Genomic DNA, 25,180 nt, shown 5'->3' on the forward strand with positions numbered 1-25,180 from the left:
AGCCACCCGGCACCGCCCCAGCCACCCGGCACCGCCCCAGCCACCCGGCACCGCCCCAGCCACCCGGCACCGCCCCAGCCACCCGGCACCGCCCCAGGTCCGCTCGCCCGCCCGTTTTGCCGCTATGTCCGCCCTCGTCGAAAACTCCCCCGATCGCACGCTCCCCCGCCGGCTGTGCCCTTTGCCCCCAACGGTCCGGCCGCGACCGCCATACCTGAAACCTATCCCCCAGGTATGACACTTTCCGGACGCTGATGGTCGGGCAGGTGGCCGTTCGGCTGCTGTCGGTCGCCCGTTCGGGTGGGGCTGCTGGCGGTTCCCGGCGGGTTGATCCTGTTCACCGGCGGTACGGCCGGTCGTGGTGTCACTCGGTCGTGCAAGTTGCGCACAGCGTGTCTGCGGCGCGGCGGCATCGGCGGCTACCGTTTTCGTCAGCACATCGCCGGGACCGGTCGCGGCGGTGGGACTCGGGATCTGGGGGGCGACGGGCATGATCGACGACGGTGCTGCACCAGGGTCCGGTGCCGAGCCGGGAGGTGAGCCGCCGATCGAGCCACCGTTCGGCTGTGCTGATCCGATGCTGTGGCGGGTCGCCCGGGCACTGCACGACGCGCACAAGCCACGCACCGACAACTTCTGCGAGTGCAAGGCGTTCTGGCCGTGCCCCGACGCGCAGCTCGCGGAGGAGGCATTGTTACTGGCGTATGAACGGCCGGCCCCGCGCGGCATCAGGCCCGGCTACGGCCGGGCCTCCAACCTCGGCCGCTGGTCCGCCTGAGACGGGACCCACACCACCCCGCGCGAAACCGCGGCGCTGGTTACAGCACGCGGCGGACCCAGCCGTGCGGGTCGGGTGCCGTGCCCCGCTGGATGCCGACGAGGCGCTCGCGCAGGTCCATGGTGACCTTGCCCGCCGTGCCGTCGCCGATCGTGAACTCCCCGGACCGGTCCCGCACCACGCCGATCGGGGTGATGACGGCCGCCGTGCCGCAGGCGAACGCCTCCCGCAGCCGGCCGCTGCGCGCGTCGGCCTGCCACTGCTCGTAGGAGTACAGCTCCTCGCGGACCGTGATGCCCTGGTCGGCGGCGAGGCGCAGCACCGACTCGCGGGTGATGCCGGGCAGGATCGTGCCGGTCAAGGGCGGGGTGAGCATGGTGCCGTCGTCGAAGACGTAGAACACGTTCATCCCGCCGAGCTCGTCGACGTAGCGCTGCTCGACGGCGTCGAGGAAGACCACCTGGTCGCAGCCGTGCTCGATGGCCTCGGCCTGGGCGACGAGGCTCGCGGCGTAGTTGCCGCCGCACTTGGCGGCGCCGGTGCCGCCCGGGGCGGCGCGGGTGTAGTCGCGGGAGACCCAGACGCTGACCGGCTTCACGCCACCCTTGAAGTAGCTGCCGACCGGGGAGGCGATGACCAGGAAGAGGTACTCCGAGGAGGGCTTGACGCCGAGGAAGACCTCGCTCGCGTACTGGAACGGGCGCAGGTACAGGCTGCCCTCGGGGTCGGAGGGGACCCAGTCGCGGTCGACCCGGATCAGCTCGGCGAGGGCGTCCAGGAACAGCTGCTGCGGCACCGGCGCCATGGCCATCCGGGCGGCGGACTCGCGGAAGCGGGCGGCGTTGGCGTCGGGGCGGAACAGGGTGACGCCGCCGTCGGCCGCGCGGTAGGCCTTCAGCCCTTCGAAGATCTCCTGGGCGTAGTGCAGGACGGCGGTCGCCGGGTCCATCGGGATCGGCGCGCGGGCCTCGACACGGGCGTCATACCAGCCTTTGCCCTCGGCGTAGCGGACCGTGACCATGTGGTCGGTGAAGATCCGTCCGAAGCCGGGGTTGGCGAGCATCGCGGACCGCTCCGCGGCGCTGACCGGCGCCGGGTTGGGACGGACCTCGAAGTCGAGCGTGTCACCGCCGTTCATGGCGTGCCTCCAGTTGCGCGTCGTGTCTGCAACTTACCCCGAACGGTCGTTCAACCGCAGCAAGGGTCAGGCGACGGCTTCGGCGAGCCGGTCGCCGACCGCCTCGGTCGACAGGGCCGAGCCGGGGGTGCGCGCGGCGACCTCCGCGCCGACCGCGTCGGTGACCTTCGCCGCGGCCTCGGGGTGGCCGAGGTGGTCCAGCAGCAGCGCGGCGGAGAGCACCGCGGCGGCCGGGTCGGCGATGCCCTTGCCGGCGATGTCCGGGGCGGAGCCGTGCACCGGCTCGAACATGGACGGGAAGGCGCGCTCGGGGTTGATCGAGCCGCTGGCCGCCAGGCCGATGCCGCCGGTGACCGCGGCCGCGATGTCGGTGAGGATGTCGCCGAAGAGGTTGTCGGTGACCACCACGTCGTAGCGCTGCGGGTTGCTCACCAGGAACATGGCGGCGGCGTCGACGTGCTGGTACTCGGTCTCGATGTCCGGGAACTCGGCCTTGACCTCGTTGAAGGTGCGGGCCCACAGGCCGCCGGCGTGGGTGAGCACGTTGGTCTTGTGCACCAGGGTCACCTTGCGCCGCTCGCGCTTCGCGGCCCGGGCGAACGCGTCGCGGATGACGCGCTCGACGCCGTGGCGGGTGTTGAGGCTCTCCTCGGTGGCGACCTCGGCGGCGGTGCCCGGGTGCAGGTTGCCGCCGGCGCCGACGTAGAGGCCCTCGGTGCCCTCGCGGACGACGACGAGGTCGATCTCGCCGGGCTTCAGGCCGGCGAGGGGGCTGGTCGTGCCGGGCCACAGCCGGGACGGGCGCAGGTTCACGTACTGGTCGAAGTCGAAGCGCAGCTTGAGCAGCAGGCCGCGCTCGAGCACACCCGGCGGGACGCTCGGGTCGCCGACGGCGCCGAGCAGGATCGCGTCGTGCCCGCGCAGCTCCTCGATCACGCTGCCGGGCAGCACCTCGCCGGTGCGGTGGTAGCGGGCGGCGCCAAGGTCGTAGTCGGTCGTCTCGACGCCCGGCAGGACGACCCGGAGCACCTTGAGTGCCTGGGCCACCACTTCGGTCCCGATACCGTCCCCGGCCACGACCGCGATCTTCGCCACCACTGCGCCCCTTTCCTCGGACCTGCCCACGGTACGCGTTCGTCCCACCGCGTGGACCGTCATCTCAAGGAATGGAAAAGAAGACGGGGGCAGGGAGAGCCGCCACTCTCCCCGCCCCCTAGGAGGAACGTCTTACTCGCCCGACAGGTCGACCGTGCTCGCCGCGGTGGCGCCGACGGCCTGCTGGGCCTCGTTGAGCAGGTCCGCGTGGACGGACGTGTCGACGGTCAGCGTCATCAGCGCCTCGCCCCCGGCCTCGCGCCGGGCGACCTGCATCGCCGCGATGTTGACCCCCGCAGTCCCCAGTATCGACCCAACCAGTCCGACGACGCCGGGGCGGTCGGCATATCGGAAGAACAGCAGCACGCCCTCCGCGGTCAGCTCGAGGCTGAAGCCGTCGATCTCGGTCAGCTTCAGCGCCTCGCGCGGTCCCGCGACATAGGTGCCGGACACGGAGGCTACCCTGCCGTCCGGCAGCGCACCGCGCACGGTCACCAGGTTGGTCTGATCGGCGGACTCGGTGAACACCGCCAGGGCCACCTCGACACCCCGATCGGCTGCCAGGTGCGGGGCGTTGACATAGGTGACCTGCTCTGCCACCACGCTACTGAACAGGCCCTTCGTGGCGGCGAGCTTCAACACCGAGACGTCGTGGGTGGCGATCTCGCCGTGCACCTCGACGGTGACGGCGGAGGCGATACCGCCCGCGACGGCGGTGAACACGCGCCCGAGCTTCTCCGCGAGGGGCAGCAGCGGGCGTACCTCCTCCGCGACGACGCCGCCGACCTGGACGTTGACCGCGTCGGGGACGAACTCGCCGTCGAGCGCCAGCTTCACGCTGCGGGCCACGGCCAGGCCGGCCTTGTCCTGCGCCTCGACCGTGGAGGCGCCCAGGTGCGGGGTCGCGACCACGTTGTCGAACGCGAACAGCGGCGAGGCGACGCACGGCTCCTTGCTGAACACGTCGATGCCGGCGCCGGCGACCCGGCCGTCGGCGATCGCGTCGGCGAGGGCCTGCTCGTCGACGAGGCCGCCGCGGGCCGCGTTGATGATCCGCACGCCGGGCTTGACGATGCCCAGCTCGCGGGCGCCGATGAGGCCGACCGTCTCCGGGGTCTTCGGCAGGTGGATCGAGATGAAGTCGCTCTCGCGCAGCAGCTCGTCCAGGCCGAGCAGGCGCACGCCGAGGGCGGCCGCCCTGGCCGGTTGGATGTAGGGGTCGTACGCGACGAGCCGCACCCCGAACGCCGCCATCCGCTGCGCGAACAGCACGCCGATGCGGCCCAGGCCGACGACCCCGACGACCTTGCCGGACAGCTCGACGCCGGTGTACTTGGACCGCTTCCACTCCCCGGCCTTCAGCGCGGCGGAGGCGGCGGCGGTGTTGCGGGCGACCGCGAGCAGCAACGCGACGGCCTGCTCGGCGGCGGAGACGATGTTGGACGTCGGCGCGTTGACGACCATGACGCCGCGGGCGGTGGCGGCGGGGACGTCGACGTTGTCGAGGCCGACGCCGGCGCGTGCGACGACCTTGAGCCGCGGCGCGGCCGCGACGGCCTCGGCGTCGACCTGCGTGGCGCTGCGGACGATGATCGCGCTGGCGTCGGCAAGGGACGCGAGCAGTGCCGGTCGGTCGGTGCCGTCGATGTGACGGACCTCGTAGTCGTCGGCGAGGACCTCAAGGGCGGAGGGGGCTAGCTCCTCGGCGATCAGCACCACCGGGCGTTCAGGAGGGAGGGTCATGCGGTCCTCGACTCTCGGGCTTCGGCTGGCGTCGATACGCGGGGCGCGCGGCACTGCACGCCACGCGCAGGAAACGGCGACGGGGCCGGGCGGGCGGCCTCTTCCGCCGATGGTAGGCCCGCCGTCACGACGGCCCGTCCCCGCTCGGACGTGAGCGCGATCACAGCCGCCCGTTCGGGTGACCGGCTGTCGGGGACCCGACCTGCCCGTTTCTGAACCCTTTGGGGCCGCCCGTCCGTGTCGGCTGGCAACGGCACGGCCTCCCACCGACGCACAGGAGACACCACGATGAGCGAGTACTACGACGGCGCCGCCGACCACGCGACCTACGACGGCCACGACGCCTACCAGGGCGAGGAGCACGGTGGCCAGTACGCGGACTACCAGGAGCAGGTCCACCACGTGATCGAGCTGATCGGCGAGAAGATCGACGGCATCGAGCACGACGCGCGCGAGGCGTACGAGGGCTACCAGGCCGAAAACCACCAGGCCGAAGAGCACCAGGCCGAAGAGCACCAGGCCGAAGAGCACCAGGCCGACGAATACCAGACCGACTACGTGCGCTCCTGATCGCAGCGGTCAGGGAACCGGGACGGCCCCGGCGTGGACCCCCGCGCCGGGGCCGTGCTCGTCGCCGGAGCGCGCCGCTTGACTCTCCCGTCGCTGGAGACCTGACGCTGGTCGTACCAGCGAGACAAGGAGCGAACCGTGGAGAATCCATACGCGGCCGAGGCCGAGCAGCGGTGGGGCCAGACCGAGGCCTACCGGCAGTCCGCCGAGCGGACCGCGAAGTACACCCCGCAGGACTGGGAACGCATCAAGGCCGAGGCGGCCGAGAACACCGCGGCGTTCACGCGGGCGTTCGTCGACGGCGAGCCGGCGCAGGGCGAGCGGGCGATGGACCTCGCCGAGGCGCACCGGCAGCACATCAGCCGGTGGTTCTACGACTGCTCCAGCGAGATCCACCGCGGCCTCGGCGACATGTACGTCGACGACCCGCGGTTCACGGCGAACTACGACACGGACCACCCGGGCCTGGCGCAGTTCATCCGCGACGCGATCCACGCGAACGCGGCGCGCGCGTAACGAACGAAGGGGGCTTCCGCGGAAGCCCCCTTCGTCACGGCAGTGATCAGGCGGTCTCGGTGATGGGCCGGTCGACCCAGCTCATCATCGAGCGCAGCTTCTGCCCGGTCTCCTCGATCGGGTGCGCGGCACCCTGCTCGCGGAGCTTGGTGAAGTTGGGACGGCCGGCGTCGTCCTCGGCGATCCACTCGCGGGCGAACTCGCCGGACTGGATCTCGGCGAGGATCTTCTTCATCTCCTCCTTGACCCGGGCGTCGACGACGCGCGGGCCGCGGGAGTAGTCGCCGTACTCGGCGGTGTCGGACACGCTGTAGCGCATCCGGGCGATGCCGCCCTCGTACATGAGGTCCACGATCAGCTTGAGCTCGTGGAGGCACTCGAAGTAGGCGATCTCCGGGGCGTAGCCCGCCTCGGTGAGCACCTCGAAGCCGGTCTGCACGAGCGCGGAGGCGCCGCCGCAGAGGACCGCCTGCTCGCCGAACAGGTCGGTCTCGGTCTCCTCCTTGAACGTGGTCTTGATCGCGCCGGCACGGGTGCCGCCGATGCCCGCCGCGTACGCGAGGGCCAGGGCGAACGCGTTGCCGGTCGCGTCCTGCTCGACCGCGACGAGGCACGGCACGCCCTTGCCGTCCACGAACTGGCGGCGGACCAGGTGGCCCGGGCCCTTCGGGGCGACCATGGCGACGTCGACGTCGGCCGGGGGCGTGATGAAGCCGTACCGGATGTTGAGGCCGTGCCCGAAGAACAGCGCCTTGCCGGCGGTGAGGTGCGGCTCCACCGACTCGGCGTAGAGGGAGCGCTGCGCCGTGTCGGGCGCCAGGATCATGATGACGTCCGCCTCGGCGGAGGCCTCGGCCGGCGAGAGGACCCGCAGGCCCTGCTCCTCGGCCTTCGCGCGGCTCTTGGAGCCCTCCGGAAGGCCGACGCGGACGTCGACACCGGAGTCACGCAGGGACAGCGCGTGGGCGTGACCCTGGCTGCCGTACCCGAGGACCGCAACCTTGCGGCCCTGGATCAACGACAGGTCGGCGTCGTCGTCGTAGAACACCTCGGCGGACATTGTGTTTCCCTTCAACAGAGTGCTTGGAGCTTCAGGACGCGGCGCGGAGCGCCGGGCCCGTGGTGATGGAGCGGGAGCCACGGCCGATGGCCACGACGCCGGACTGGACCATTTCCTTGATACCGAACGGCTCCAGGTCACGGAGCAACGCGTCCAGTTTTTCCGACGTGCCGGTGGCCTCGATCGTGAGGGCGTCCGGCGAGACGTCGACCACGCGGGCCCGGAACAGGTTCACCGTCTCCAGGACCTGAGAGCGGACCGGCCGCTCGGCGCGCACCTTCACCAGCAGCAGCTCGCGCTGGACGCTGGCGTTGCTGTCGAGCTCGACGATCTTCAGGACCTGCACCAGCTTGTTGAGCTGCTTGGTGACCTGCTCGAGCGGGCTGTCCTCGGCGTTGACGACGATCGTCATGCGGGAGACCTCGGGGTGTTCGGTCTCACCCACCGCGAGGGAGTCGATGTTGAAGCCGCGGCGGGCGAACAGGCCGGCGACCCGCGCGAGGATGCCGGGCTTGTTCTCCACCAGGACCGACAGGGTGTGTGTGGTCATCTCAGACGTCGTCCTTATCGAACTTGGGCGCGACCCCGCGGGCGAACATGATCTCGTCGTTGCTGGTGCCGGCGGCGACCATCGGCCACACCATGGCGTCCTTGCCGACCACGAAGTCGATGACGACCGGCTGGTCGGTGACCTTCATCGCGGCCTCGATCGTGGCGTCGACGTCGCGCTTGGTCTCGCAGCGCAGCCCGACGCAGCCGAGCGCGTCGGCGAGCTTCACGAAGTCCGGGATGCGGTGCTTGTGGGTGCCCAGCTCGGTGTTGGAGTAGCGCTGGTCGTAGAACAGCGTCTGCCACTGCCGGACCATGCCGAGGTTGCCGTTGTTGATGACGGCGACCTTGATCGGGATGCCCTCCAGGGCGCAGGTGGCCAGCTCCTGGTTGGTCATCTGGAAGCAGCCGTCGCCGTCGATCGCCCAGACCACCTTGTCGGGGCGGCCGACCTTGGCGCCCATGGCGGCCGGGACCGCGTACCCCATCGTGCCGAGACCGCCGGAGTTCAGCCAGGTCGCGGGGTGCTCGTACTGCACGAACTGCGCCGCCCACATCTGGTGCTGACCGACGCCGGCGGTGTAGATCGCGTCGGGTCCGACGAGCTTGCCGATGCGTTCGATGACGTACTGGGGCGCCAGCGTGCCGTCGGACGGCTCCTCGTAGCCCAGCGGGTAGCGGCCGCGGATGTCGTCCAGCGTGGCCCACCAGTCCTTGAGGTCCGTCTTGTGCCCGGCGCCGTGCTCGGTGGTGACCGCGCCGATCAGCTCCTCGATGACGTGCTTGGCGTCACCGACGATCGGCACGTCCGCGACCCGGTTCTTGCCGATCTCGGCCGGGTCGATGTCGGCGTGGATGACCTGCGCGTTCGGCGCGAACGTGGTCAGGTCGCCGGTGACCCGGTCGTCGAAGCGGGCGCCGAGGGTGATGAGCAGGTCGGCCTTCTGCAGCGCGTAGACGGCGCCGACGGTGCCGTGCATCCCGGGCATGCCCAGGTGCTGCGGGTGCGAGTCGGGGAACGCGCCGCGGGCCATCAGCGTCGTGACGACCGGCGCGCCGGTCAGCTCGGCCAGCTTGCGCAGCACCTCGGAGGCCTGCGCCTTGATGACGCCGCCGCCGACGTACAGCACGGGCCGCTTCGCGGCGGCGATGAGCCGGGCCGCCTCGCGGATCTGCTTGCCGTGCGGGTGCAGCGTCGGGTGGTAGCCGGGCAGGTCCAGCGTCGGCGGCCACTTGAACGTCGTCTGCTTCTGCAGCACGTCCTTCGGGATGTCGACCAGGACGGGGCCGGGGCGGCCGGTCGAGGCCAGGTGGAACGCCTCGGCCAGGACCCGCGGCAGCTCCTCGCCCGACTTCACCAGGTAGTTGTGCTTGGTGATCGGCAGGGTGATGCCGGCGATGTCGGCCTCCTGGAACGCGTCGGTCCCGATGGACGCCGACGCGACCTGGCCGGTGATCGCGACCATGGCGACGGAGTCCATGTACGCGTCGGCGATCGGCGTGACCAGGTTGGTCGCGCCGGGCCCGGACGTCGCCATGCAGACGCCGACCTTGCCGGTGGCCTGCGCGTAGCCGGTCGCGGCGTGCCCGGCGCCCTGCTCGTGGCGGACCAGGATGTGCCGGACGGACTCGGAGTCGAACAGCGGGTCGTACGCGGGCAGGATCGCCCCGCCCGGGATGCCGAAGACGACGTCCGCACCGAGCGCTTCGAGCGAACGCACCAGCACCTGCGCACCGGTCAGGAGCTCCGGCTTGCGCTCTACGGCCGCCCGGTCCGACTTGTCGGCGGGCGCCGACGAACCGGCCGGCGCGGCCGGTGCGGTCGGGTGCGCTCGGTGGGCGAGGACTTCAGGCGTGGGTCTCGTCATCGCATTTCGCACTTTCGCTCGAAGGTGTCCAGGTCACTGCTCAGCACTCGCTCGGACATGAAAAAACCCCTCCGTGCGATGCACGAGGGGCTAGCGCGCTGACGGCAGGCGTCGGCGCGCTAGATGATAAGTACTCGCAGCGACCTCGACGACATGAACCCACTCTGGCGCATCTCACGGCCCGAGTCAACCGGTCCCACGATCTGGAACGTGTCAGACTCACAAGTATGCCCGAGCTGCGGTCCAAAACCTCCACTTCTGGTCGCAACATGGCCGGCGCACGCGCCCTCTGGCGCGCCACCGGCATGACCGACGCAGATTTCGGTAAGCCCATCGTCGCCATCGCCAACAGCTTCACGCAGTTCGTGCCGGGCCATGTCCACCTGCGCAACCTCGGGATCATCGTCGCTGACGCGGTCGCCGAGGCGGGTGGGGTCGCCAAGGAGTTCAACACCATCGCCGTCGACGACGGCATCGCCATGGGCCACGGCGGGATGCTCTACTCGCTGCCCAGTCGCGAGCTCATCGCCGACGCCGTCGAGTACATGGTGCAGGCGCACTGCGCCGACGCGCTCGTGTGCATCTCCAACTGCGACAAGATCACGCCCGGCATGCTGCTCGCCGCCCTCCGCCTGAACATCCCCACCGTCTTCGTCTCCGGCGGCCCCATGGAAGCCGGCAAGACCGTCGCGATCGAGGGGGTCGTGCACGCCAAGCTCGACCTGATCGACGCGATGATCGCCTCCGCCAACGAGGCCGTCACCGACGAGCAGCTGGGCCAGATCGAGCGCTCCGCCTGCCCGACCTGCGGCTCCTGCTCCGGCATGTTCACCGCCAACTCGATGAACTGCCTCACCGAGGCGATCGGCCTGGCCCTGCCCGGCAACGGCTCCACCCTCGCCACGCACAGCGCCCGCAAGGCCCTCTTCGAGCGCGCCGGTTCCCTGGTCGTCGAGCTGTGCAAGCAGTACTACGAGGGCGACGACGCGTCCGTGCTGCCGCGCGCGATCGCCACCCGGGAGGCGTTCGAGAACGCGGTCGCCCTCGACGTCGCCATGGGCGGCTCCACCAACACCGTGCTGCACCTGCTCGCCGCCGCCCGCGAGGCCGAGGTCGACTTCAGCGTCGCCGACATCGACGGCATCTCCCGCCGGGTGCCGTGCCTGTCGAAGGTCGCGCCGAACAGCCCGAAGTACCACATGGAGGACGTGCACCGCGCCGGCGGCATCCCCGCCATCCTCGGCGAGCTCAACCGCGCCGGGCTGCTCAACACCGGCGTGCGCAGCGTCCACTCCCCCGACCTGACCGGCTGGCTGGCCGAATGGGACATCCGGTCCGGGAGCGCCTCCGAGGCCGCGGTCGAGCTGTTCCACGCCGCGCCCGGCGGGGTCCGCACCGTCGAGCCGTTCTCCACGTCCAACCGCTGGGCGACCCTCGACACCGACGCCGCCGAGGGCTGCATCCGGGACCTGGAGCACGCGTACACCGCCGACGGCGGCCTCGCGATCCTCTTCGGCAACATCGCCCCCGACGGCTGCGTCGTCAAGACCGCCGGCGTCCCGGAGGAGAACCTCGTCTTCCACGGCACCGCCCGGGTCTTCGAGTCGCAGGAGTCCGCGGTCGACGGCATCCTGGCCAAGGAGGTCGTCCCGGGTGACGTCGTGGTCATCCGGTACGAGGGCCCGAAGGGCGGGCCGGGCATGCAGGAGATGCTCTACCCGACCTCGTTCCTGAAGGGCCGGGGCCTGGGCCGCGCCTGCGCGCTCATCACCGACGGCCGCTTCTCCGGCGGCACCTCCGGCCTGTCCATCGGCCACATCTCGCCCGAGGCGGCCGGCGGCGGCCTCATCGCCCTCGTCGAGGACGGCGACCGGATCGAGATCGACATCCCGCACCGCTCGATCAGCCTGGTCGTCGACGACGACGTGCTGACCGCTCGCCGGGTCGCGCAGGAGAAGCGCGAGCGGCCGTACACGCCGCTGGACCGGCAGCGTCCCGTGTCCGCGGCGCTGCGCGCGTACGCCTCGATGGCCACCGCGGCGAGCGACGGCGCCTACCGCAAGGTGCCGTAGATCTCCGTGCTCCCGGGCCAATCATCCGCGATTGGCCTGGGAGCCGTCGTCCGTCGTGCACTAGCATCGACGGTGAACCCGCGACTGGCGCACATCAAGGTGGAACCGACCACCGGGGAGCTTCCTGCATCGCTGGCACCGCGCGCCTGGGTGCCGCGGTCACCTCGTCACGAGGAAGCGCCCATGCATGTTCCAGCCCTGCCCGCCATCACCTCGGCCGACCCGGACCTCGCGGACCTGATCCAGCGTGAGGCCTCCCGCCAGCACGACACGCTGCGCATGATCGCCTCGGAGAACTACGTCTCCCAGGCCGTGCTCGAGGCCACCGGCACGGTCCTGACGAACAAGTACTCCGAGGGCTACCCCGGCAAGCGGTACTACGAGGGCCAACGGTTCATCGACCCGATCGAGGAGCTGGCGATCGCCCGCGCCACCTCGCTCTTCGGCGCGGACCACGCCAACGTGCAGCCCTACTCCGGCTCCCCCGCGAACCTCGCCGTCTACATGGCCCTGGCCGCGCCCGGCGACACCGTCATGGGCATGGCCCTGCCGATGGGCGGCCACCTCACCCACGGCTGGTCCGTGTCGGCGACCGGCGCGTGGTTCCGGCCCGTGCAGTACACCGTCCGCAGGTCCGACGGCCTGATCGACTTCGACGAGGTCCGTGACATCGCCCTGCGCGAGCGCCCGAAGCTCATCTTCTCCGGCGGCACAGCGATCCCCCGCACCATCGACTTCGCCCGCTTCGCCGAGATCGCCCGCGAGGTCGACGCGGTCCTGGTCGCCGACATCGCGCACATCGCCGGCCTCGTCGCCGGCGGCGCCCACCCGTCGCCGGTCGGCCACGCCTCCATCATCACCACCACCACGCACAAGACCCTCCGCGGCCCGCGCGGCGCCATGATCCTGTCCTCCTCGCAGTACGCGAAGGCGGTCGACAAGGCCGTCTTCCCCGGCCTGCAGGGCGGCCCGCACAACCACACCACCGCGGGCATCGCCGTCGCGCTGCGCGAGGCCGCTCAGCCGTCGTTCCGCGCGTACGCCCACCAGATCGTCGCCAACGCCCGCGCCCTGGCCACCGCCCTCCTCGAGCGCGGCTTCGACCTGGTCTCCGGCGGCACCGACAACCACCTCATCCTGATCGACCTCACCGGCAAGAACATCGGCGGCAAGCCCGCGGCCCGGGCCCTCGACCGCGCCGGCATCGAGACCAACTACAACACCGTGCCGTACGACACCCGCAAGCCCTTCGACCCGTCCGGCCTGCGCATCGGCACGCCCGCCCTCACCACCCGCGGCCTCACCGAGGCGCAGATGCCCCAGGTCGCCGACTGGATCTCCCGCGCCCTCGACGCCGCGCTCAAGGACGACGACCAGGCCCTGGACACGATCGCCGCCGAGGTGCGCGAGCTGCTGTCCGCGTACCCGATGCCCGGCTGGCACTGACATTCACCGCCGCCCGGCGGGACGCATGGTTCCCGCCGGGCGGTTCCGCCCCGGATGGCCGGGATGCGCTTTTCGCGCCGAAGGTCTGTTCGGGCGGTTCCCGCTGATTTGTCAGCGTGTCGAACTTCTGGATGACGGTCCGCGGCGCGCCTCTGCGTTTTCTCTGCGGGCCGGGTGCGTTGACTCCGGCCCGCAGAGGCGAGGACTACTTGCGGCGCAGGAAGCGCCGGGAACGCTGGTCCGGGTTCTTCGGCTCCTCGTCGAGGTTCAGCTCCAGCGGCGCCACGTCGTCGTCGAACAGCATGTCCCGCGCCCGCTGCCGCTGCCCCGGCACCGCGCCACCGCCGCGCGCCGGGTCCCGGTCGCCCCGCGCGGAGCCGCGGTCCCCGCCCGACCACGGGTCGCTCGGCGCCCGACCGGCAGCGGCCGACGCGATGTTGGACCGGTGCTCTGAGGTGAACTCGCCACTCGGGTCACTCTCGAACCCTGACGTCGGATCGGTCGCCCACGCCGGCCGCCCGGAGCCACCCACCCGGTCCGCACCCGCCCGGTCGGACGCGGCCGGACGGTCGGACGCGGCCGGACGGTCGGATGCTGCCGGTCGGTCGGATGCTGCCGGTCGACGGCCGGCGCTGCGGTCCCAGGCCGTGGTCGCCCCGGACGCCCAGTCGTCGTCGTTCGCCGGCGTCCCGGCGAACCCTTCGTTGAACGAGCGCCCCGCTCCCGAACGGTCAGCGCCGGGGCGGTCAGCGCCGGGGCGGTCGTTTCCGGGACGCTCGTCAAACCGTCGGTCGTCAAAGGGCCGATCGTCAAAGGGTCGGTCGTCAAAGGGTCGGTCGGTCATGGCGGCGCGGTCGGGCGCGGGCTGGTTGGCAGCGGGTGCCGCCGGGGCGGACTGGCCCTTCCGGCCCTTGCCCTTGGAACGCCCGAACAGCGAACGCTTCGTGCGCCCCGGCTGCTCCGCCGGCTGCTCGTCGACCGGTGCCGCCGCGCCCGGCGCCGGACTCGGTGCCGCGTCGGCGTCCCACCAGGCATCGCCGCCTCCGGCCGGCGCCGCGCCCCAGTTGCCCGGCTGCGCCTCGGCGGCGCCGCCCCAGCGCCGCTCATCCCGCGAATCCCCGGCCGACGACGCCTCGTCCCGCGAGTTCGCGGCCCACGAAGCCCCATCCCGCGACGCCCCGTCCCGCGACGACTCGGTCCGCGACTGGCCCGACCACGACGCTCCGTCCCGCGACGCCCCGTCCCGCGACGACTCGGTCCGCGACGGGCCCGACCACGACGCTCCGTCCCGCGACGGCTCAAGCCGCGACTGGTCCGACCACGACGCTCCGTCCCGCGACGGCGCTGGCTGCGACGGGCCCGACCACGACGCCCCACCCTGGGACCGGTCGGACCAGGACGGCTCGACGCGCGAGGCCTCGGCGCGGGCGGCGTCCACCCGTGACTGGTTGGACCAGGTGGACTCCACACGGGGCGGCGGCCCGCCCGCGAACCTCGACCGCGCCGTCTCGGACGTGCTGTCGAGCCGGTAGGGCGACGGCCCGGAGCCCGGAGCGCTCGAAGCGGCGCCGGAGCCGGGCGCGGCCGAGACCGGCCACGCGCCGGACGGACCGTCGGCGCGGAATCCGCCCGCGACCGGGTCATCCGAGCGGGAACCGCCCGCGACCGGATCATCGGAACGGAACCCACCCCCGACCGGATCACCCGAGCGAGAACCGCCCGCGACCGGGTCATCCGAGCGGAAACCACCCCCGACCAGGTCATCCGAGCGGAAGCCACCCCCGACCAGGTCATCCGAGCGGAAACTCCCCGCTACCGGATCACCTGAACGGGAACCGCCCGCGACCGGGTCGTCCGAGCGGAAACTGCCCGCGACCGGGTCGCCCGAACGAGGGCTGCTGAAGGACAGGTCGCCCGCGCCGGAATCCCAGGCGGTCGAGCGGGAACCGCCGGTGACCGCGTCGTCCGGGCGGGAGCCGCCGGAGCCCCAGGCGTCCGGGCGGGAGGAGCCACCGGACGGCAGGTCGCCGGGGCGCGGGCCGTCCGGGAACGAGCCGCTGGAGAAGGAGTCGTCGGAGAACAGGCCGCCGGGGCGGGAGGTGCCGGCGAACGGGCTGCCCGAGGTCGGGCCGCCGGACGTGGGAGCGCCCGAGATCGGGGCGCCCGACGTCGGGGCGCTGGAGTCGCCGTGCTGGCGGTCGCGGCGGCGCATCGAGCGGGCCTCCGGGTCGGACTCCCACGAGCGGCGCAGTTCGAGAGGTTCGGCGACGAGCTCGGGCGTCTCGCCGTCGAACAGGCTGCCGGTCCAGGCGGGGCGCTCGCCCGGGCGGCGCGCGGAGCGGTCGGCGGCCCCGCCACCGAACCGGCCGGCGCCGGCCGGCGGACGGCCTGGCTCGGCGTCCGTGCTGCCGCCACCGAAGCCGGACGTCCTGCCGCGGTCCGCGGACCGGTCACCGCCGAACGCCGACGTCCCGCCGACCTCCGTGGAACGACCGCCGAAGCCCGACGCCGCGCCGCGGTCCGCGGGCCGGTCGGCGCCGAAGCCCGACGTCCTGTCGGCCTCCGCGGACCGGGCGCCGAAGGGCGACGCGCCGTCGCGGTCCGTGGCGCGGCCGTCGAAGTCCGGTGCAGCGCCGCGGTCGGTTGCCCGGGGCGCCTCCGACGACCAGCTGCGCCCGGTGGAGGCGCCGGCATCGCGGGACGGCTCGGTGGTCGGGGACGTGTCGAGGGAGAACGTGGAGCCGTCGAGCGCGAACCCGAACCTGTCCGGGTCGCTGGCGAGCCGGTCGAACTCCGACATGAGCGACGCGAACCGGTCCTCCGGCTCGTCCGCCGCGTCGCCGCCCGGCGAGCTGCCCGACGACGCCGTGGAACCGAACAGCGACGACGTCCCCGACAGCGAAGACGAAGACGAGAACGACGACGAAGACGAAGACGACGGCGCCGGCCATTCCGGCGGCGGCGGGGAGGACGGCCGGGAAGACGAGGACCGCTCGCCGGGCGAGGCGGCGAACGGCTCCGCGCGCCAGCCGGCCGCGGGCCCCTCGTCAGGCTCGGCGCGCCGGCGGCCCACCCGCCGCGGCGCCTCGTCGAGCGGCGCCGGGGTCCCGTCGAGGCCGGACGACCACGCTGGCCGGGCGGCTGCGTCCTCGTCGGACGACGTGAACCGGTCACCGCGGGACGCGGGCGCGTCCAGCGAGGCGCGGATCGAGGACCAGCGGTCCGACGACGGGCCGCCGGCGAAGTCGTCGGAGGGCCGGTCCTCGCGCGGTGCAGGGTCGCGGGAGTCGGTGTCGGCGGCCCAGGCGGCCAGCTTGTTGGCCGACTCGCTGTCCCAGGAGCCGACCAGCTCGCGGGTGGCCCTGGACTCCCAGGAGTCGTTGGGAACGGCCGGGTCGGCGCCGCGGGCCGCGCCGTCATCATCGAAGTCGCCGTCGCGACGGCCGGTGGGGATGTCGTCCTCCTGGTGGGCAGGGGAGCTGGGCGCGGGGCCGTCCCAGCGGTCGTCGGCGGGGGCCGGGTCGGCACCGCCGGTGGAACGGCCGAAGCGGCCGCGGGTGAGGCGGCCGCGCAGCGACGGGGACTCGGGCGCGTCGGTGCTGGCCACCGCCGCGAAGGCCGCGTCGGCCACGGTGAGTGAGGCGTCGGCCGGGGTGGCGGCGGGCGCCGGGGCGGGCCGGGCGAAGGAGCGCGCCAGCGGCGACGGCTCGGGCAGCTTGTTGCCCGAGGCGATCACCAGGAGGCGCTCCATGACGGAAAGTTCCACGCGGTACGGCTCGGCGGCCAGCCACCGGCCGGCGGCCTCGACCATCTCGTGCGCGTGGACGAGGTGGAGGTGCTCGCCGGGCGCGACGGAGATGACGAGGTCCTCGCTGACGTCGCCGCGGGAGGGGGCGACGACGAGATAGCCACGGACCGAGCCGCCGACCTTGCCGAGCTGCTCGCGCCAGGTGTGCACCTCGGCGGCGAGGCCGTCGACGTCCTCCGAGCCGGGGACGAAGAGGCGGCCGCCGCGCAGGACCTGGCCGGAGGCGTCCATGGTGAACTCGCCGTGCGGCCAGACGGTCGGCAGGAACAGCGCGACGCGCCGCCCGGCGACGACGAGGTGGGTGCAGCCGCCCTCGCCGAGGGCGAAGAAGCGGGCCGAGGGCAGCGCCTCGAGCTCCTTGAGCCGGGGCAGGTGGTCGTCGGGCTCGCCCCACCAGCGGCGGCCGCTGACCGCCTCGTCGATCGCGGCCCGGGACAGCCGGCGGGCGTCGAGCATCAGGGCGGACAGGAACGCGCCGATGAGCGGCACGTCGAAGGCCAGGTTGGTCCCGATGAACCTGAGCAGGCCGAGGATGTCGGTCCAGCCGGTGGGCAGCCAGCCGCGGGTGGCGGCGCCCCACGTGACGGCGCCGGCGGCCGCGGCGAGGATCGCGAAGAGCGGGAAACCGCGCAGGGTGAGCACGAGCACACCGGCGAGCGCCAGGATCGCGGCGGCGCTCCAGAGGAAACTGAGCTGCATGACCCCCCAGCCGGCGACGGCTAGGGCGAGCAGGACGGCGGCGACGAGGAGGGCGCCCGCGAGCACCCCGGTCGGGCGGACGCCGACCCGGCGGCTGCTCTTGACGCCGGAGTGCCACGAGTTGCCGGTCAAGTCCCAGCCTCCAGGCAGATCCATACATTTCGACGCGAACCGCCGCGACCGCCGGCACGCCGCCAGGTCGCGATCACGTCGAACACGGCACCGAGCGTAACCCCGCGCGTCGTGCCGAGCGAGAGCCGCCCGTCCCGATCGTGATCCCCCACCGCGCCAGTATGCCCCGACCCACCGACAAGAAGCAGTTCCACGAAAGGTGCGAGACTTGTGCGGTGACCACCCGTACCAAGCGCCCCACCGTCCGGTTCCGTCGCAGCGCGGCGCTCGCCGTGGCGGCCGGCATCGCCACCGTCGGCGCCGTCCCGCTGCTCGCCGGCGGCGCCTGGTTCCTGCCCGTCCTGCTGGTGCCGATCGCGATCGCGGTCTGGGCGTGGCGGGCCGGCACCGACGTCGACGGCGACGGGTTCACCGTGCGTGCGCTGCTGGGCAGCCGCCGGGTGCCGTGGGCCGCCGTCGACGGCCTCGTCGCCCAGGACGGTGCCGTGCAGGCCCGCCTCGCCAACGGTCACTTCGTGCGGCTCGACGCGGTCCGCCCCGCCGACCTGGAGAGGGTCACCGCGTTCGCCGGCAGCGATCAGTAACCGTCGACCACCACGTTGATGAGCGGCTCACCGGCGGCGAACCGGCGCAGCTGCTCGCCGGCCAGCCCGTAGGCCCGGCGCAGCAGCCCCCGTACAGAACCGGCGACATGCGGCGTGATCAGCACGTTCGGCAGGTCCCACAGGGGATGCTCCGCCGGCAGCGGCTCGGGCTCGGTGACGTCGGTCGCGTAGCCGAGGCGCCCGGACGCCGTCTCGGCCAGGATGGCGCCGGTGTCCACGACGGGTCCCCGCGCCGCGTTGACCAGCAGCGCGCCGTCGGGCATCGCGGCCAGGAACGACGCCGACACCAGCCCGGTCGTGGCGGGCGTGAGCGGCACCAGGACCACCACCACGTCGGCGGACGGCAGCAGCGACGGCAGCTCGTCGATGCCGTGCACGCCCTCGCCGGGCCGGGCCCGGCGGGCCACGGCGGTGACGGCGACCTCGAAAGGCGCCAGGCGGGCCGCGACCGCGGCGCCGATCGAGCCGGCCCCGACGATCAGGATCCGCTTGCCGGCGAGCTCGTCGGTCTGCCGGTACGCCCACCGCCGCCCCGTGCGCACGAAGTACGGGAAGTCGCGCAGGTACGCGAGGATCGCGGCGAGCACCCACTCCGACGTGGAGGAGTCGTGCACCCCGCGCGCGTCGCACAGCTGCACGCCGGGCCGCAGCCGCCCCGCCCAGCGGTCGGCGCCGGCGCTCATGAGCTGCACGACCGCGAGGCTCGGCATGGCCGCGGCGTGGGCGACCACGTCCTGCGGGGCGAGGAACGGCGGCACCCAGAAGTCGGCGTCGGCGGGGGCGGCGGACACGCAGACGGAGACGCCCGCCGGCACCGGGCCGAGCAGGGGCAGTCCGGCCTCGTCCGGGATGCAAACCTTCACCGGAGCACAGTAGCCACCGCCGCTACCAGTCCGACACGAGCTTCTCGCCCAGGAGCTCGGGCGCGTCCCGCTCCCGCGCGACGTAGGCCCCGCCGAGGTCGACACCCTCGACGTTCGTGATCCTGACGGGGCCGCCGTCCGTGGAGATGACCTTCACACCGTTGTCGAGCGCCGTCTCCGTGCTGCCGGGCGACGCGGGCGCGCTCACCGACCACGCACCGGTCGCCGTGGCGACGACGAGCACCCGCTCGCTGTAGTACGTGAAGGCGCCCGTCCGCTGCGGGACCCGGATCGCGATCACGTCGGGGTCGGCGCTGACCGCCGTGGAGATCAGCGCCCACCCGTCCCGGTCCGCGGTGGCGGATCCGGCGACGGGTGGCGGGAAGCCGGTCGCGACGGCGGCCCGGCCGACGCCGGCGCCCGCGCCGGAGGTGAGCACCGCCGCGATCCCGCCGCCGGACAGCAGCGTGGTCGTCAGGGTCCAGTTCAGGCCGTCGATGGATCCGCCCCAGCGCTGCACGACCGCGCCGTGGACCAGCCCGCCGGCCGCGACGAGGTCGGTCCCCAGCGCGACCTCGTCGACGGGCACGGCCGGGCCCTCGAAGCGCACGGTCGACCCGCAGGTCACCCGCCAGCGCTCGGCCGGCCGCGACGAGTCCCGCGCCACCCAGCTGCCCTGCGGCGAGTCGGTCCATTCGCGGGCCACGACGCCGTTGCCGGAGACGGTCCCGGTGGCGGAGGTGGCGATGCGGCAGTCGGTCGGCGCCAGCCCGACCAGGGCGGGCGTGGCCGAGCCGGTGATCCTGACCAGCGGGGTGAGCGGCAGGTCGCCGGACCCACCGGTCACCAGCCGCGCGACGCTGTCACCGGCGGCGGTGTCGTTGAAGTACAGCGCCGCGCGGGTGTCGTCGAAGCGGGCGTACGCGACGAACCGCCGCCCGGCCACGTCGCCGAGGAACAGCACCTTGACCCGGTCGAGGCCGGAGCCGCCGGCGCGGTCCCCGATCCCGCGCTCGACCTCGGCCAGCAGCGGCGTGCCGGCCAGCGAGCCGCGGGTCGGCGAGTCGAGCAGGGTGCGGGCCCAGGGCGTGATCCGGTAGCCGTCGCCCCCGTCGGCGCGCTGGGCCGGGCCGGCCTGCAGCGCCGGGATCAGCGCAGCGCCGGCGGCGACCGCGATCGCGGCGAAGAACGCGCCGAGCCCGGCCCACCGGCGCCGGCGGCGCTGCAGCAGCCGGCGCATCGGGTCGGGCCGGGGGACGACGGTCTCGGCCGCGTCCCGCAACGCCCGGCGCAGGGCGTGTTCGAGGTCGGTGCTCACGGCGTCCTCCGGGTCAGCTCGTCCACACCCAGGACGTCGCGCAGCCGGGCCAGCCCGCGCGACGCCTGGCTCTTCACCGATCCGACCGAGATGTTCAGCAGCTCGGCGGTGTCCGTCTCCGACAGGTCCTCCCAGTACCGCAGGACGAGCACGGCCCGCATCCGCGCCGGGATGCGGTCGAGGGCCTCCAGCAGCGACCGCCGTTGCAGGATGCGGTCGGTGGGGTCGGGTCCGGGACGGTCCGGCGGGTCGTCGGTGAGCACCTCGGCGTTGCGCAGCCGCCGCCAGAGGCTGGTCCGCTGGTTGACCATGACGCGGCGCACGTACGCGAGCGGCTCGTCGACCCGGTCCCAGTGCCGCATGACCCGCAGCAGGCTGCTCTGCACCAGGTCCTCGGCGGCGTGCCGGCTGCCGGTCAGCAGATAGGCGGTGCGCAGCAGGTCGCCGTACCGGACCTCCACGAAGTCCTGGAACTCCCCGGCCGCCATGTGGCTCCTCTTGCACGAGTCGGAATGTCCGTCACCCGGGCAGACGCCACCCCGCCGGTAAAGGTTGAAAGGAAGATGATGTCTGGCAACGCTAGTCTTGGCCGGGTGAGCGCCCGGACCTACCCGAAGAGCCTGACGGCCGCGAAGAGCGTGGCGGCGTCCGCCGCGGCGATGCTGGCCCTCGCGGGCTGCTCGTTCGGCCCCCCGCCGCCCGACGAGCTCGGTTCGCCGCCGAAGCTGTCGCCGTACCCGAGCGTCTCGACCTCCGGCAGCCAGGACGAGGGCCAGACGCAGGTCGCCACGAACGTGGTGGCCAAAGGGCTCGCCGTGCCGTGGGCCATCGCGTTCCTGCCGGACGGCACCGCACTGGTCACCGAGCGTGACAGCAAGAAGATCCTGAAGATCGGCAAGGAGTCGACCTCCGACGGCCGCGCGGTGACGACCGTGCAGACGGTCAACGAGGTGGTGCCCGGCGGCGAGGGCGGCCTGATGGGCATCGCCGTGTCACCGACGTACGACACCGACCAGACGGTGTTCATCTACTACACCGCCAAGGACGACAACCGGGTCGCGAAGCTCACCCTCGGCTCGGCGCCGGTCCCGATCCTGACCGGCATCCCGAAGTCCTCGATCCACAACGGCGGCCAGCTCCACTTCGGCCCCGACGGCATGCTCTACGTGTCGACCGGCGACGCGTCCAAGCCGGAGAACGCGCCGGACCTCACCAGCCTCGGCGGCAAGATCCTGCGCATCCAGCCGGACGGCAAGCCCGCGCCCGGTAACCCGTTCGGTACCGCCGTGTACTCCTACGGACATCGCAACGTGCAAGGCTTCGCCTGGGACAAGAACAAGCGGATGTACGCCGTGGAGTTCGGCTCGGGCGAATGGGACGAGATCAACGTGATCGAGGCGGGCAAGAACTACGGCTGGCCCACGCATGAGGGCAAGGCCGGCGACGCGAAGTTCGTCGACCCCGTCCAGGTGTTCAAGACGTCCGAGGCGTCGTGCTCCGGCTTGGCCGCCATGGAGGGGTACCTCATCACCTCCTGCCTGAAGGGCGCCCGGCTGTACGTGATGCAGCTCACCGAACAGGGTGGGATCTTCGGGGCGCCGAGCCCGCTGCTGAAGGACGCGCACGGGCGGCTGCGCGCCGCGGTGGTGGCCCCGGACAACAGCATCTGGGTCTCCACCTCCAACAAGGACGGCCGCGGCACCCCCAAGGCCGATGACGACAAGGTCCTGCGGATCGTGATCAGCAACGTGGGCGGAGCCGGCAAGAGTTGACCTCGCCGTTTCACCGGCGGGCCGCGGTCGCCGCCCGCCGGATCCAGCGCCGGGCGATCGTGATGGCCGCCGGCCGGCGCCGTCCGTTCCGCCCGGCCCCCACGCGGTGGCGGCGCACCAGGCAGGTGCTGCACGGCGTCCTGCTCGGCGTCGTCGCGATCATCGGCATGCTGATCGGCGTGCAGCTCGGCGGGCACACGACCCAGGACATCGGCCCGTTCCAGGCGCAGCTGTCGCTGACGCCCTCGCTGCACGGCGACACGTCGGTGGAGATCCCGCCGCTGGGCTCGCTGGAGCTGGACAGCCACGACGGCCCGGCCCACCTGCAGATCCGCCTGGAGTCGCTGGACGAGGCCAGGACCAGGGCGGTCGTCGCCGACAGCGGCAACCTGGAGCAGGTCAGCCACGACGCCGTCGACCAGCTCAACCTGGGCGTGCGCCGGCTGGCGCTGCAGACCGCCGGCTCCGGGCTGCTGGGCGCGATGATCCTCGTCGGGCTGACGTTCCGGGCCCGGCGGGACACGGCGATCGCCGGGCTCGTGGTCGTCGCGGTGCTCGCCTCGGTCGGCGGCGCGACCGCGCTGTCGTTCAAGCCCGCCGCGATCCAGGAGCCGACGTACCGCGGCCTGCTCGTCAACGCGCCCGCCATCATCGGCGACGCCCGCCGGATCTCCGACCGCTACGAGGAGTACCGGGCGCAGCTGCAGAAGATCGTGCTCAACGTGTCGAAGCTGTACGGCACGATCTCCGCGCTGCCGGTGTACGAGCCGAACACCAGCGCGACGAAGGTGCTGCACATCTCCGACATGCACCTGAACCCGGCGGCGTGGGGCGTGGTGCGCACCGTCGCCGACCAGTTCAGCGTCGACGTCGTCGTGGACACCGGCGACATCAACGACTGGGGCAGCGAGCCGGAGTCGTCGTACGTCGGGGAGATCAGCAAGCTGCGCGTGCCCTACCTGTACGTGCGCGGCAACCACGACTCGGCGGTCACCGCGGCGGCGGTGGCGAAGCAGCCGAACGCCACGGTGCTGGACAACTCGATCGTGACCGTCGAGGGGCTGACGTTCGCCGGGATCGGCGACCCGCGCTTCACCCCGGACAAGTCGACCGACGCCACCGACGCCGAGCAGCACGCCGCGGTCGTCGCCTCCGGTGAACGGCTCGCCGAGAAGATCCTGGCCAGCCCGATGCCGGTCGACGTCGCCCTGGTGCACGACCCGGTGGCCGCGCAGCCCCTCGCCGGGATCTGCCCGCTGGTGCTGGCCGGGCACCGGCACGCCCGGTCGATCTCCCGGCTCGACCCGGACACGCCGGTCGTGCTGCCGTCCGACGGCGCGTCGCCGCCGGCGCAGCAGGAGCGCACGCTGCTGATGGTCGAGGGTTCGACGGGCGGTGCCGGGCTGCGCGGGCTGGAGAGCGCCAAGCCGCTGCCGCTCGCGCTGTCGATCCTGTACTTCGACGAGGACCGGCACCTGTCCGCGTACGACGACATCCAGGTGGGCGGGACCGGCCTGACCGAGGTGTCGCTGCAGCGGCACATCGTGGCCGCCGACAAGGCGGCGCCGGCACCGTCGGTGTCCGCGGTGCCGACGCCGTCGTCGGTGAGCCCCTCGGTTACGACAAGCGGGCGATGACCAGCTCGCGGACCGTCTTCGCGTCCGCCTTGCCGCCGGTGGCCTTCATGACCGCGCCGACCAGCGCGCCGGCGGCGGCGACCTTGCCGTCGCGGACCTTCGCGGCGATGTCGGGGTTGGCCACGATGGCCTCGTCGACCGCCTTCGTCAGCGCGCCCTCGTCGGACACGACCTCCAGGCCGCGGGCCGCGACGACCTCCGCGGGCGTGCCCTCGCCGGCGATGACGCCTTCGAGCACCACCCGGGCCAGCTTGTCGTTGATCTTGCCGGCGTCGACGAGCCCCTGCAGCTGCGCGACCGCCTCCGGACTCACGCCGAGCGCGTCGAGCTCGGTGTCGGTCTCGTTGGCGTGCCGGGCCAGCTCGCCCAGCCACCACTTGCGGGCGGCGGCGGCCGTGGTGCCGGCGGCGACGGTCGCCTCGATCAGCTCCCACGCGCCGGCGTTGAGCACGGACTGCATGTCCAGGTCGGAGAAGCCCCACTCGGCCTGCTGCCGCTGCCGGCGTACCCGGGGCAGCTCCGGCAGGGCCGCCTTGAGCTCGGCGATCCACTCCGCCGCCGGGGCGAGCGGCACGAGGTCCGGCTCCGGGAAGTACCGGTAGTCGGTCGCCGTCTCCTTGCTGCGGCCCGACGTGGTCTCGCCGGTGTTCTCGTGGAAGTGCCGGGTCTCCTGGACGATCGTGCCGCCGGACTCCAGGACCCCGGCCTGCCGGATGATCTCGGAGCGGACGGCCCGCTCGACGCTGCGCAGCGAGTTGACGTTCTTCGTCTCGGTCCGCGTGCCCCACTCCTCGCCGGGCCGGTTCAGCGACGTGTTGACGTCGCAGCGCATCGAGCCCTGCTCCATGCGCACGTCCGAGACGCCGAGCGAGCGGATGACGTCGCGCAGCTCCGTCACGTACGCCTTGGCGATCTGCGGCGCCCGGGCGCCGGTGCCCGGCACGGGCTTGGTCACGATCTCCACCAGCGGGATGCCGGCCCGGTTGTAGTCCACCAGGGACTCGGTCGCGCCGTGGATGCGGCCGGTGGCGCCGCCCACGTGCAGCGTCTTGCCGGTGTCCTCCTCCAGGTGGACCCGCTCGATGCCGATGCGGACCAGCTCGCCGTCGACCTCGACCTCCAGGTAGCCGTCGACGCACAGCGGCTCGTCGTACTGGCTGATCTGGAAGTTCTTCGGCATGTCCGGGTAGAAGTAGTTCTTGCGGGCGAACCGGCCCCACGGCGCGATCGAGCAGTTGAGCGCCAGCCCGATGCGGATGGTCGCCTCGATCGCGGCGCGGTTGGCCACCGGCAGCGCGCCGGGCAGCCCGAGGCACACCGGGCACACCTGGGTGTTGGGCTCGGCGCCGAACTCGGTCGGGCAGCCGCAGAACATCTTGGTGTTGGTGCCGAGCTCGACGTGGGTCTCCAGGCCGATGACCGGCTCGAAGCGGGCCACCGCCTCGTCATACGACAGCTGGGTCACGGTGCTCATCTAACGCCTACTTTCAGCCTCTGGTGTATCCACGCGC

19 protein-coding genes and 1 riboswitch are annotated in these 25,180 nt (G+C 72.6%); of the genes, 8 read left to right on the forward strand and 11 right to left on the reverse strand.

Annotated features, from left to right (window positions below; all coding sequences use genetic code 11):
- The first annotated feature begins 577 nt into the window (after positions 1 to 577).
- Positions 578 to 778, forward strand: coding sequence for a hypothetical protein (locus tag OP18_RS40725; RefSeq protein ID WP_052388081.1), 201 nt, complete (start codon positions 578 to 580; stop codon positions 776 to 778).
- Positions 779 to 818: 40 nt separating this feature from the next.
- Here OP18_RS40725 and OP18_RS40730 read toward each other — a convergent pair whose 3' ends face one another.
- From OP18_RS40730 to serA, 3 genes are all read right to left on the reverse strand, one after another.
- On the reverse strand, positions 819 to 1,916 hold the full coding sequence (locus OP18_RS40730) for a branched-chain amino acid aminotransferase (protein WP_033364556.1): 1,098 nt from the start codon (positions 1,914 to 1,916) through the stop codon (positions 819 to 821).
- A gap of 66 nt (positions 1,917 to 1,982) precedes the next feature.
- Complete coding sequence (locus tag OP18_RS40735) at positions 1,983 to 3,011, reverse strand: 3-isopropylmalate dehydrogenase (RefSeq protein ID WP_033364593.1); 1,029 nt, start codon at positions 3,009 to 3,011, stop codon at positions 1,983 to 1,985.
- A gap of 132 nt (positions 3,012 to 3,143) precedes the next feature.
- The gene (serA, locus tag OP18_RS40740) at positions 3,144 to 4,754 is read right to left on the reverse strand and encodes a phosphoglycerate dehydrogenase (RefSeq protein WP_033364557.1); all 1,611 of its coding nucleotides are present in this window, start codon (positions 4,752 to 4,754) and stop codon (positions 3,144 to 3,146) included.
- A 288-nt stretch (positions 4,755 to 5,042) separates the two neighbouring features.
- Between serA and OP18_RS40745 the strand changes: the two genes are divergently transcribed.
- A complete protein-coding gene (locus OP18_RS40745; protein ID WP_033364558.1) occupies positions 5,043 to 5,324 on the forward strand; it encodes a hypothetical protein in 282 nt (93 codons plus the stop codon).
- Between the two features lie 138 nt (positions 5,325 to 5,462).
- A complete protein-coding gene (locus OP18_RS40750; RefSeq protein WP_052388082.1) occupies positions 5,463 to 5,840 on the forward strand; it encodes a TipAS antibiotic-recognition domain-containing protein in 378 nt (125 codons plus the stop codon).
- 46 nt (positions 5,841 to 5,886) lie between these two features.
- On the opposite strand, the gene ilvC is transcribed toward OP18_RS40750, so the two are convergent.
- The 3 genes from ilvC to OP18_RS40765 are packed head-to-tail and all read right to left on the reverse strand — an operon-like array spanning position 5,887 to position 9,317.
- Positions 5,887 to 6,900, reverse strand: coding sequence for a ketol-acid reductoisomerase (gene ilvC, locus OP18_RS40755; RefSeq protein ID WP_033364559.1), 1,014 nt, complete (start codon positions 6,898 to 6,900; stop codon positions 5,887 to 5,889).
- A gap of 31 nt (positions 6,901 to 6,931) precedes the next feature.
- Positions 6,932 to 7,450, reverse strand: coding sequence for an acetolactate synthase small subunit (gene ilvN, locus OP18_RS40760; RefSeq protein ID WP_033364560.1), 519 nt, complete (start codon positions 7,448 to 7,450; stop codon positions 6,932 to 6,934).
- A gap of 1 nt (position 7,451) precedes the next feature.
- Positions 7,452 to 9,317: an acetolactate synthase large subunit gene (locus OP18_RS40765; RefSeq protein ID WP_033364561.1), complete on the reverse strand. Its 1,866-nt coding sequence runs from the start codon at positions 9,315 to 9,317 to the stop codon at positions 7,452 to 7,454.
- A 227-nt stretch (positions 9,318 to 9,544) separates the two neighbouring features.
- Here OP18_RS40765 and ilvD point away from each other — a divergent pair, with 227 nt between their 5' ends.
- Together ilvD and OP18_RS40775 are read left to right on the forward strand one after the other, a co-directional pair.
- Positions 9,545 to 11,389 (forward strand): dihydroxy-acid dehydratase, encoded by a 1,845-nt coding sequence (gene ilvD / locus OP18_RS40770; protein ID WP_081971542.1) that lies wholly within the window; start codon positions 9,545 to 9,547, stop codon positions 11,387 to 11,389.
- A gap of 70 nt (positions 11,390 to 11,459) precedes the next feature.
- Positions 11,460 to 11,548, forward strand: a riboswitch (ZMP/ZTP riboswitch).
- A gap of 24 nt (positions 11,549 to 11,572) precedes the next feature.
- Positions 11,573 to 12,835, forward strand: a complete 1,263-nt coding sequence (locus OP18_RS40775) for a serine hydroxymethyltransferase (RefSeq protein WP_033364563.1) — start codon at positions 11,573 to 11,575, stop codon at positions 12,833 to 12,835.
- A gap of 205 nt (positions 12,836 to 13,040) precedes the next feature.
- On the opposite strand, the gene OP18_RS40780 is transcribed toward OP18_RS40775, so the two are convergent.
- Positions 13,041 to 17,498 (reverse strand): hypothetical protein, encoded by a 4,458-nt coding sequence (locus tag OP18_RS40780; protein WP_156090138.1) that lies wholly within the window; start codon positions 17,496 to 17,498, stop codon positions 13,041 to 13,043.
- A 191-nt stretch (positions 17,499 to 17,689) separates the two neighbouring features.
- Here OP18_RS40780 and OP18_RS40785 point away from each other — a divergent pair, with 191 nt between their 5' ends.
- Positions 17,690 to 18,058 carry a PH domain-containing protein gene (locus OP18_RS40785; RefSeq protein ID WP_033364565.1) on the forward strand — a complete coding sequence of 123 codons (369 nt, stop codon included), beginning with the start codon at positions 17,690 to 17,692 and terminating at the stop codon, positions 18,056 to 18,058.
- Here OP18_RS40785 and OP18_RS40790 read toward each other — a convergent pair.
- From OP18_RS40790 to OP18_RS40800, 3 genes are read right to left on the reverse strand one after another with little or no spacing between them, the layout of a single operon-like run.
- Entirely contained in the window at positions 18,052 to 18,942 is an 891-nt protein-coding gene (locus OP18_RS40790; RefSeq protein ID WP_033364566.1) for a 2-hydroxyacid dehydrogenase, read from the reverse strand. The genes OP18_RS40785 and OP18_RS40790 overlap by 7 nt on opposite strands.
- 22 nt (positions 18,943 to 18,964) lie before the next feature.
- The gene (locus OP18_RS40795) at positions 18,965 to 20,260 is read right to left on the reverse strand and encodes a hypothetical protein (RefSeq protein ID WP_033364567.1); all 1,296 of its coding nucleotides are present in this window, start codon (positions 20,258 to 20,260) and stop codon (positions 18,965 to 18,967) included.
- On the reverse strand, positions 20,257 to 20,748 hold the full coding sequence (locus OP18_RS40800) for a SigE family RNA polymerase sigma factor (RefSeq protein ID WP_033364568.1): 492 nt from the start codon (positions 20,746 to 20,748) through the stop codon (positions 20,257 to 20,259). Before OP18_RS40800 ends, OP18_RS40795 begins: the two co-directional genes overlap by 4 nt.
- 105 nt (positions 20,749 to 20,853) lie before the next feature.
- On the opposite strand from OP18_RS40800, the gene OP18_RS40805 reads away from it, so the two are divergent.
- Positions 20,854 to 22,032, forward strand: a complete 1,179-nt coding sequence (locus tag OP18_RS40805; RefSeq protein ID WP_033364569.1) for a PQQ-dependent sugar dehydrogenase — start codon at positions 20,854 to 20,856, stop codon at positions 22,030 to 22,032.
- The gene (locus OP18_RS40810) at positions 22,029 to 23,669 is read left to right on the forward strand and encodes a metallophosphoesterase (protein ID WP_245635699.1); all 1,641 of its coding nucleotides are present in this window, start codon (positions 22,029 to 22,031) and stop codon (positions 23,667 to 23,669) included. Before OP18_RS40805 ends, OP18_RS40810 begins: the two co-directional genes overlap by 4 nt.
- Here the strand turns inward: OP18_RS40810 and gatB are convergent.
- Positions 23,650 to 25,143, reverse strand: a complete 1,494-nt coding sequence (gatB, locus tag OP18_RS40815; RefSeq protein WP_033364570.1) for an Asp-tRNA(Asn)/Glu-tRNA(Gln) amidotransferase subunit GatB — start codon at positions 25,141 to 25,143, stop codon at positions 23,650 to 23,652. The two genes, OP18_RS40810 and gatB, sit on opposite strands and share 20 nt — an antisense overlap.
- Positions 25,144 to 25,180: the final 37 nt, after the last annotated feature.

The organism is Dactylosporangium aurantiacum, assembly GCF_000716715.1.
Classification (GTDB): Bacteria; Actinomycetota; Actinomycetes; order Mycobacteriales; family Micromonosporaceae; genus Dactylosporangium; species Dactylosporangium aurantiacum.

Bases quoted from the DNA above. Each gene is read 5' to 3' on its own strand.
- OP18_RS40725 (WP_052388081.1), top strand. From the start codon at position 578: ATGCTGTGGCGGGTCGCCCGGGCACTGCACGACGCGCACAAGCCACGC.
- OP18_RS40730 (WP_033364556.1), bottom strand. From the start codon at position 1,916: ATGAACGGCGGTGACACGCTCGACTTCGAGGTCCGTCCCAACCCGGCG.
- serA (WP_033364557.1), bottom strand. From the start codon at position 4,754: ATGACCCTCCCTCCTGAACGCCCGGTGGTGCTGATCGCCGAGGAGCTA.
- OP18_RS40745 (WP_033364558.1), top strand. From the start codon at position 5,043: ATGAGCGAGTACTACGACGGCGCCGCCGACCACGCGACCTACGACGGC.
- ilvC (WP_033364559.1), bottom strand. From the start codon at position 6,900: ATGTCCGCCGAGGTGTTCTACGACGACGACGCCGACCTGTCGTTGATC.
- ilvN (WP_033364560.1), bottom strand. From the start codon at position 7,450: ATGACCACACACACCCTGTCGGTCCTGGTGGAGAACAAGCCCGGCATC.
- OP18_RS40765 (WP_033364561.1), bottom strand. From the start codon at position 9,317: ATGACGAGACCCACGCCTGAAGTCCTCGCCCACCGAGCGCACCCGACC.
- ilvD (WP_081971542.1), top strand. From the start codon at position 9,545: ATGCCCGAGCTGCGGTCCAAAACCTCCACTTCTGGTCGCAACATGGCC.
- OP18_RS40775 (WP_033364563.1), top strand. From the start codon at position 11,573: ATGCATGTTCCAGCCCTGCCCGCCATCACCTCGGCCGACCCGGACCTC.
- OP18_RS40780 (WP_156090138.1), bottom strand. From the start codon at position 17,498: ATGGATCTGCCTGGAGGCTGGGACTTGACCGGCAACTCGTGGCACTCC.
- OP18_RS40800 (WP_033364568.1), bottom strand. From the start codon at position 20,748: ATGGCGGCCGGGGAGTTCCAGGACTTCGTGGAGGTCCGGTACGGCGAC.
- gatB (WP_033364570.1), bottom strand. From the start codon at position 25,143: ATGAGCACCGTGACCCAGCTGTCGTATGACGAGGCGGTGGCCCGCTTC.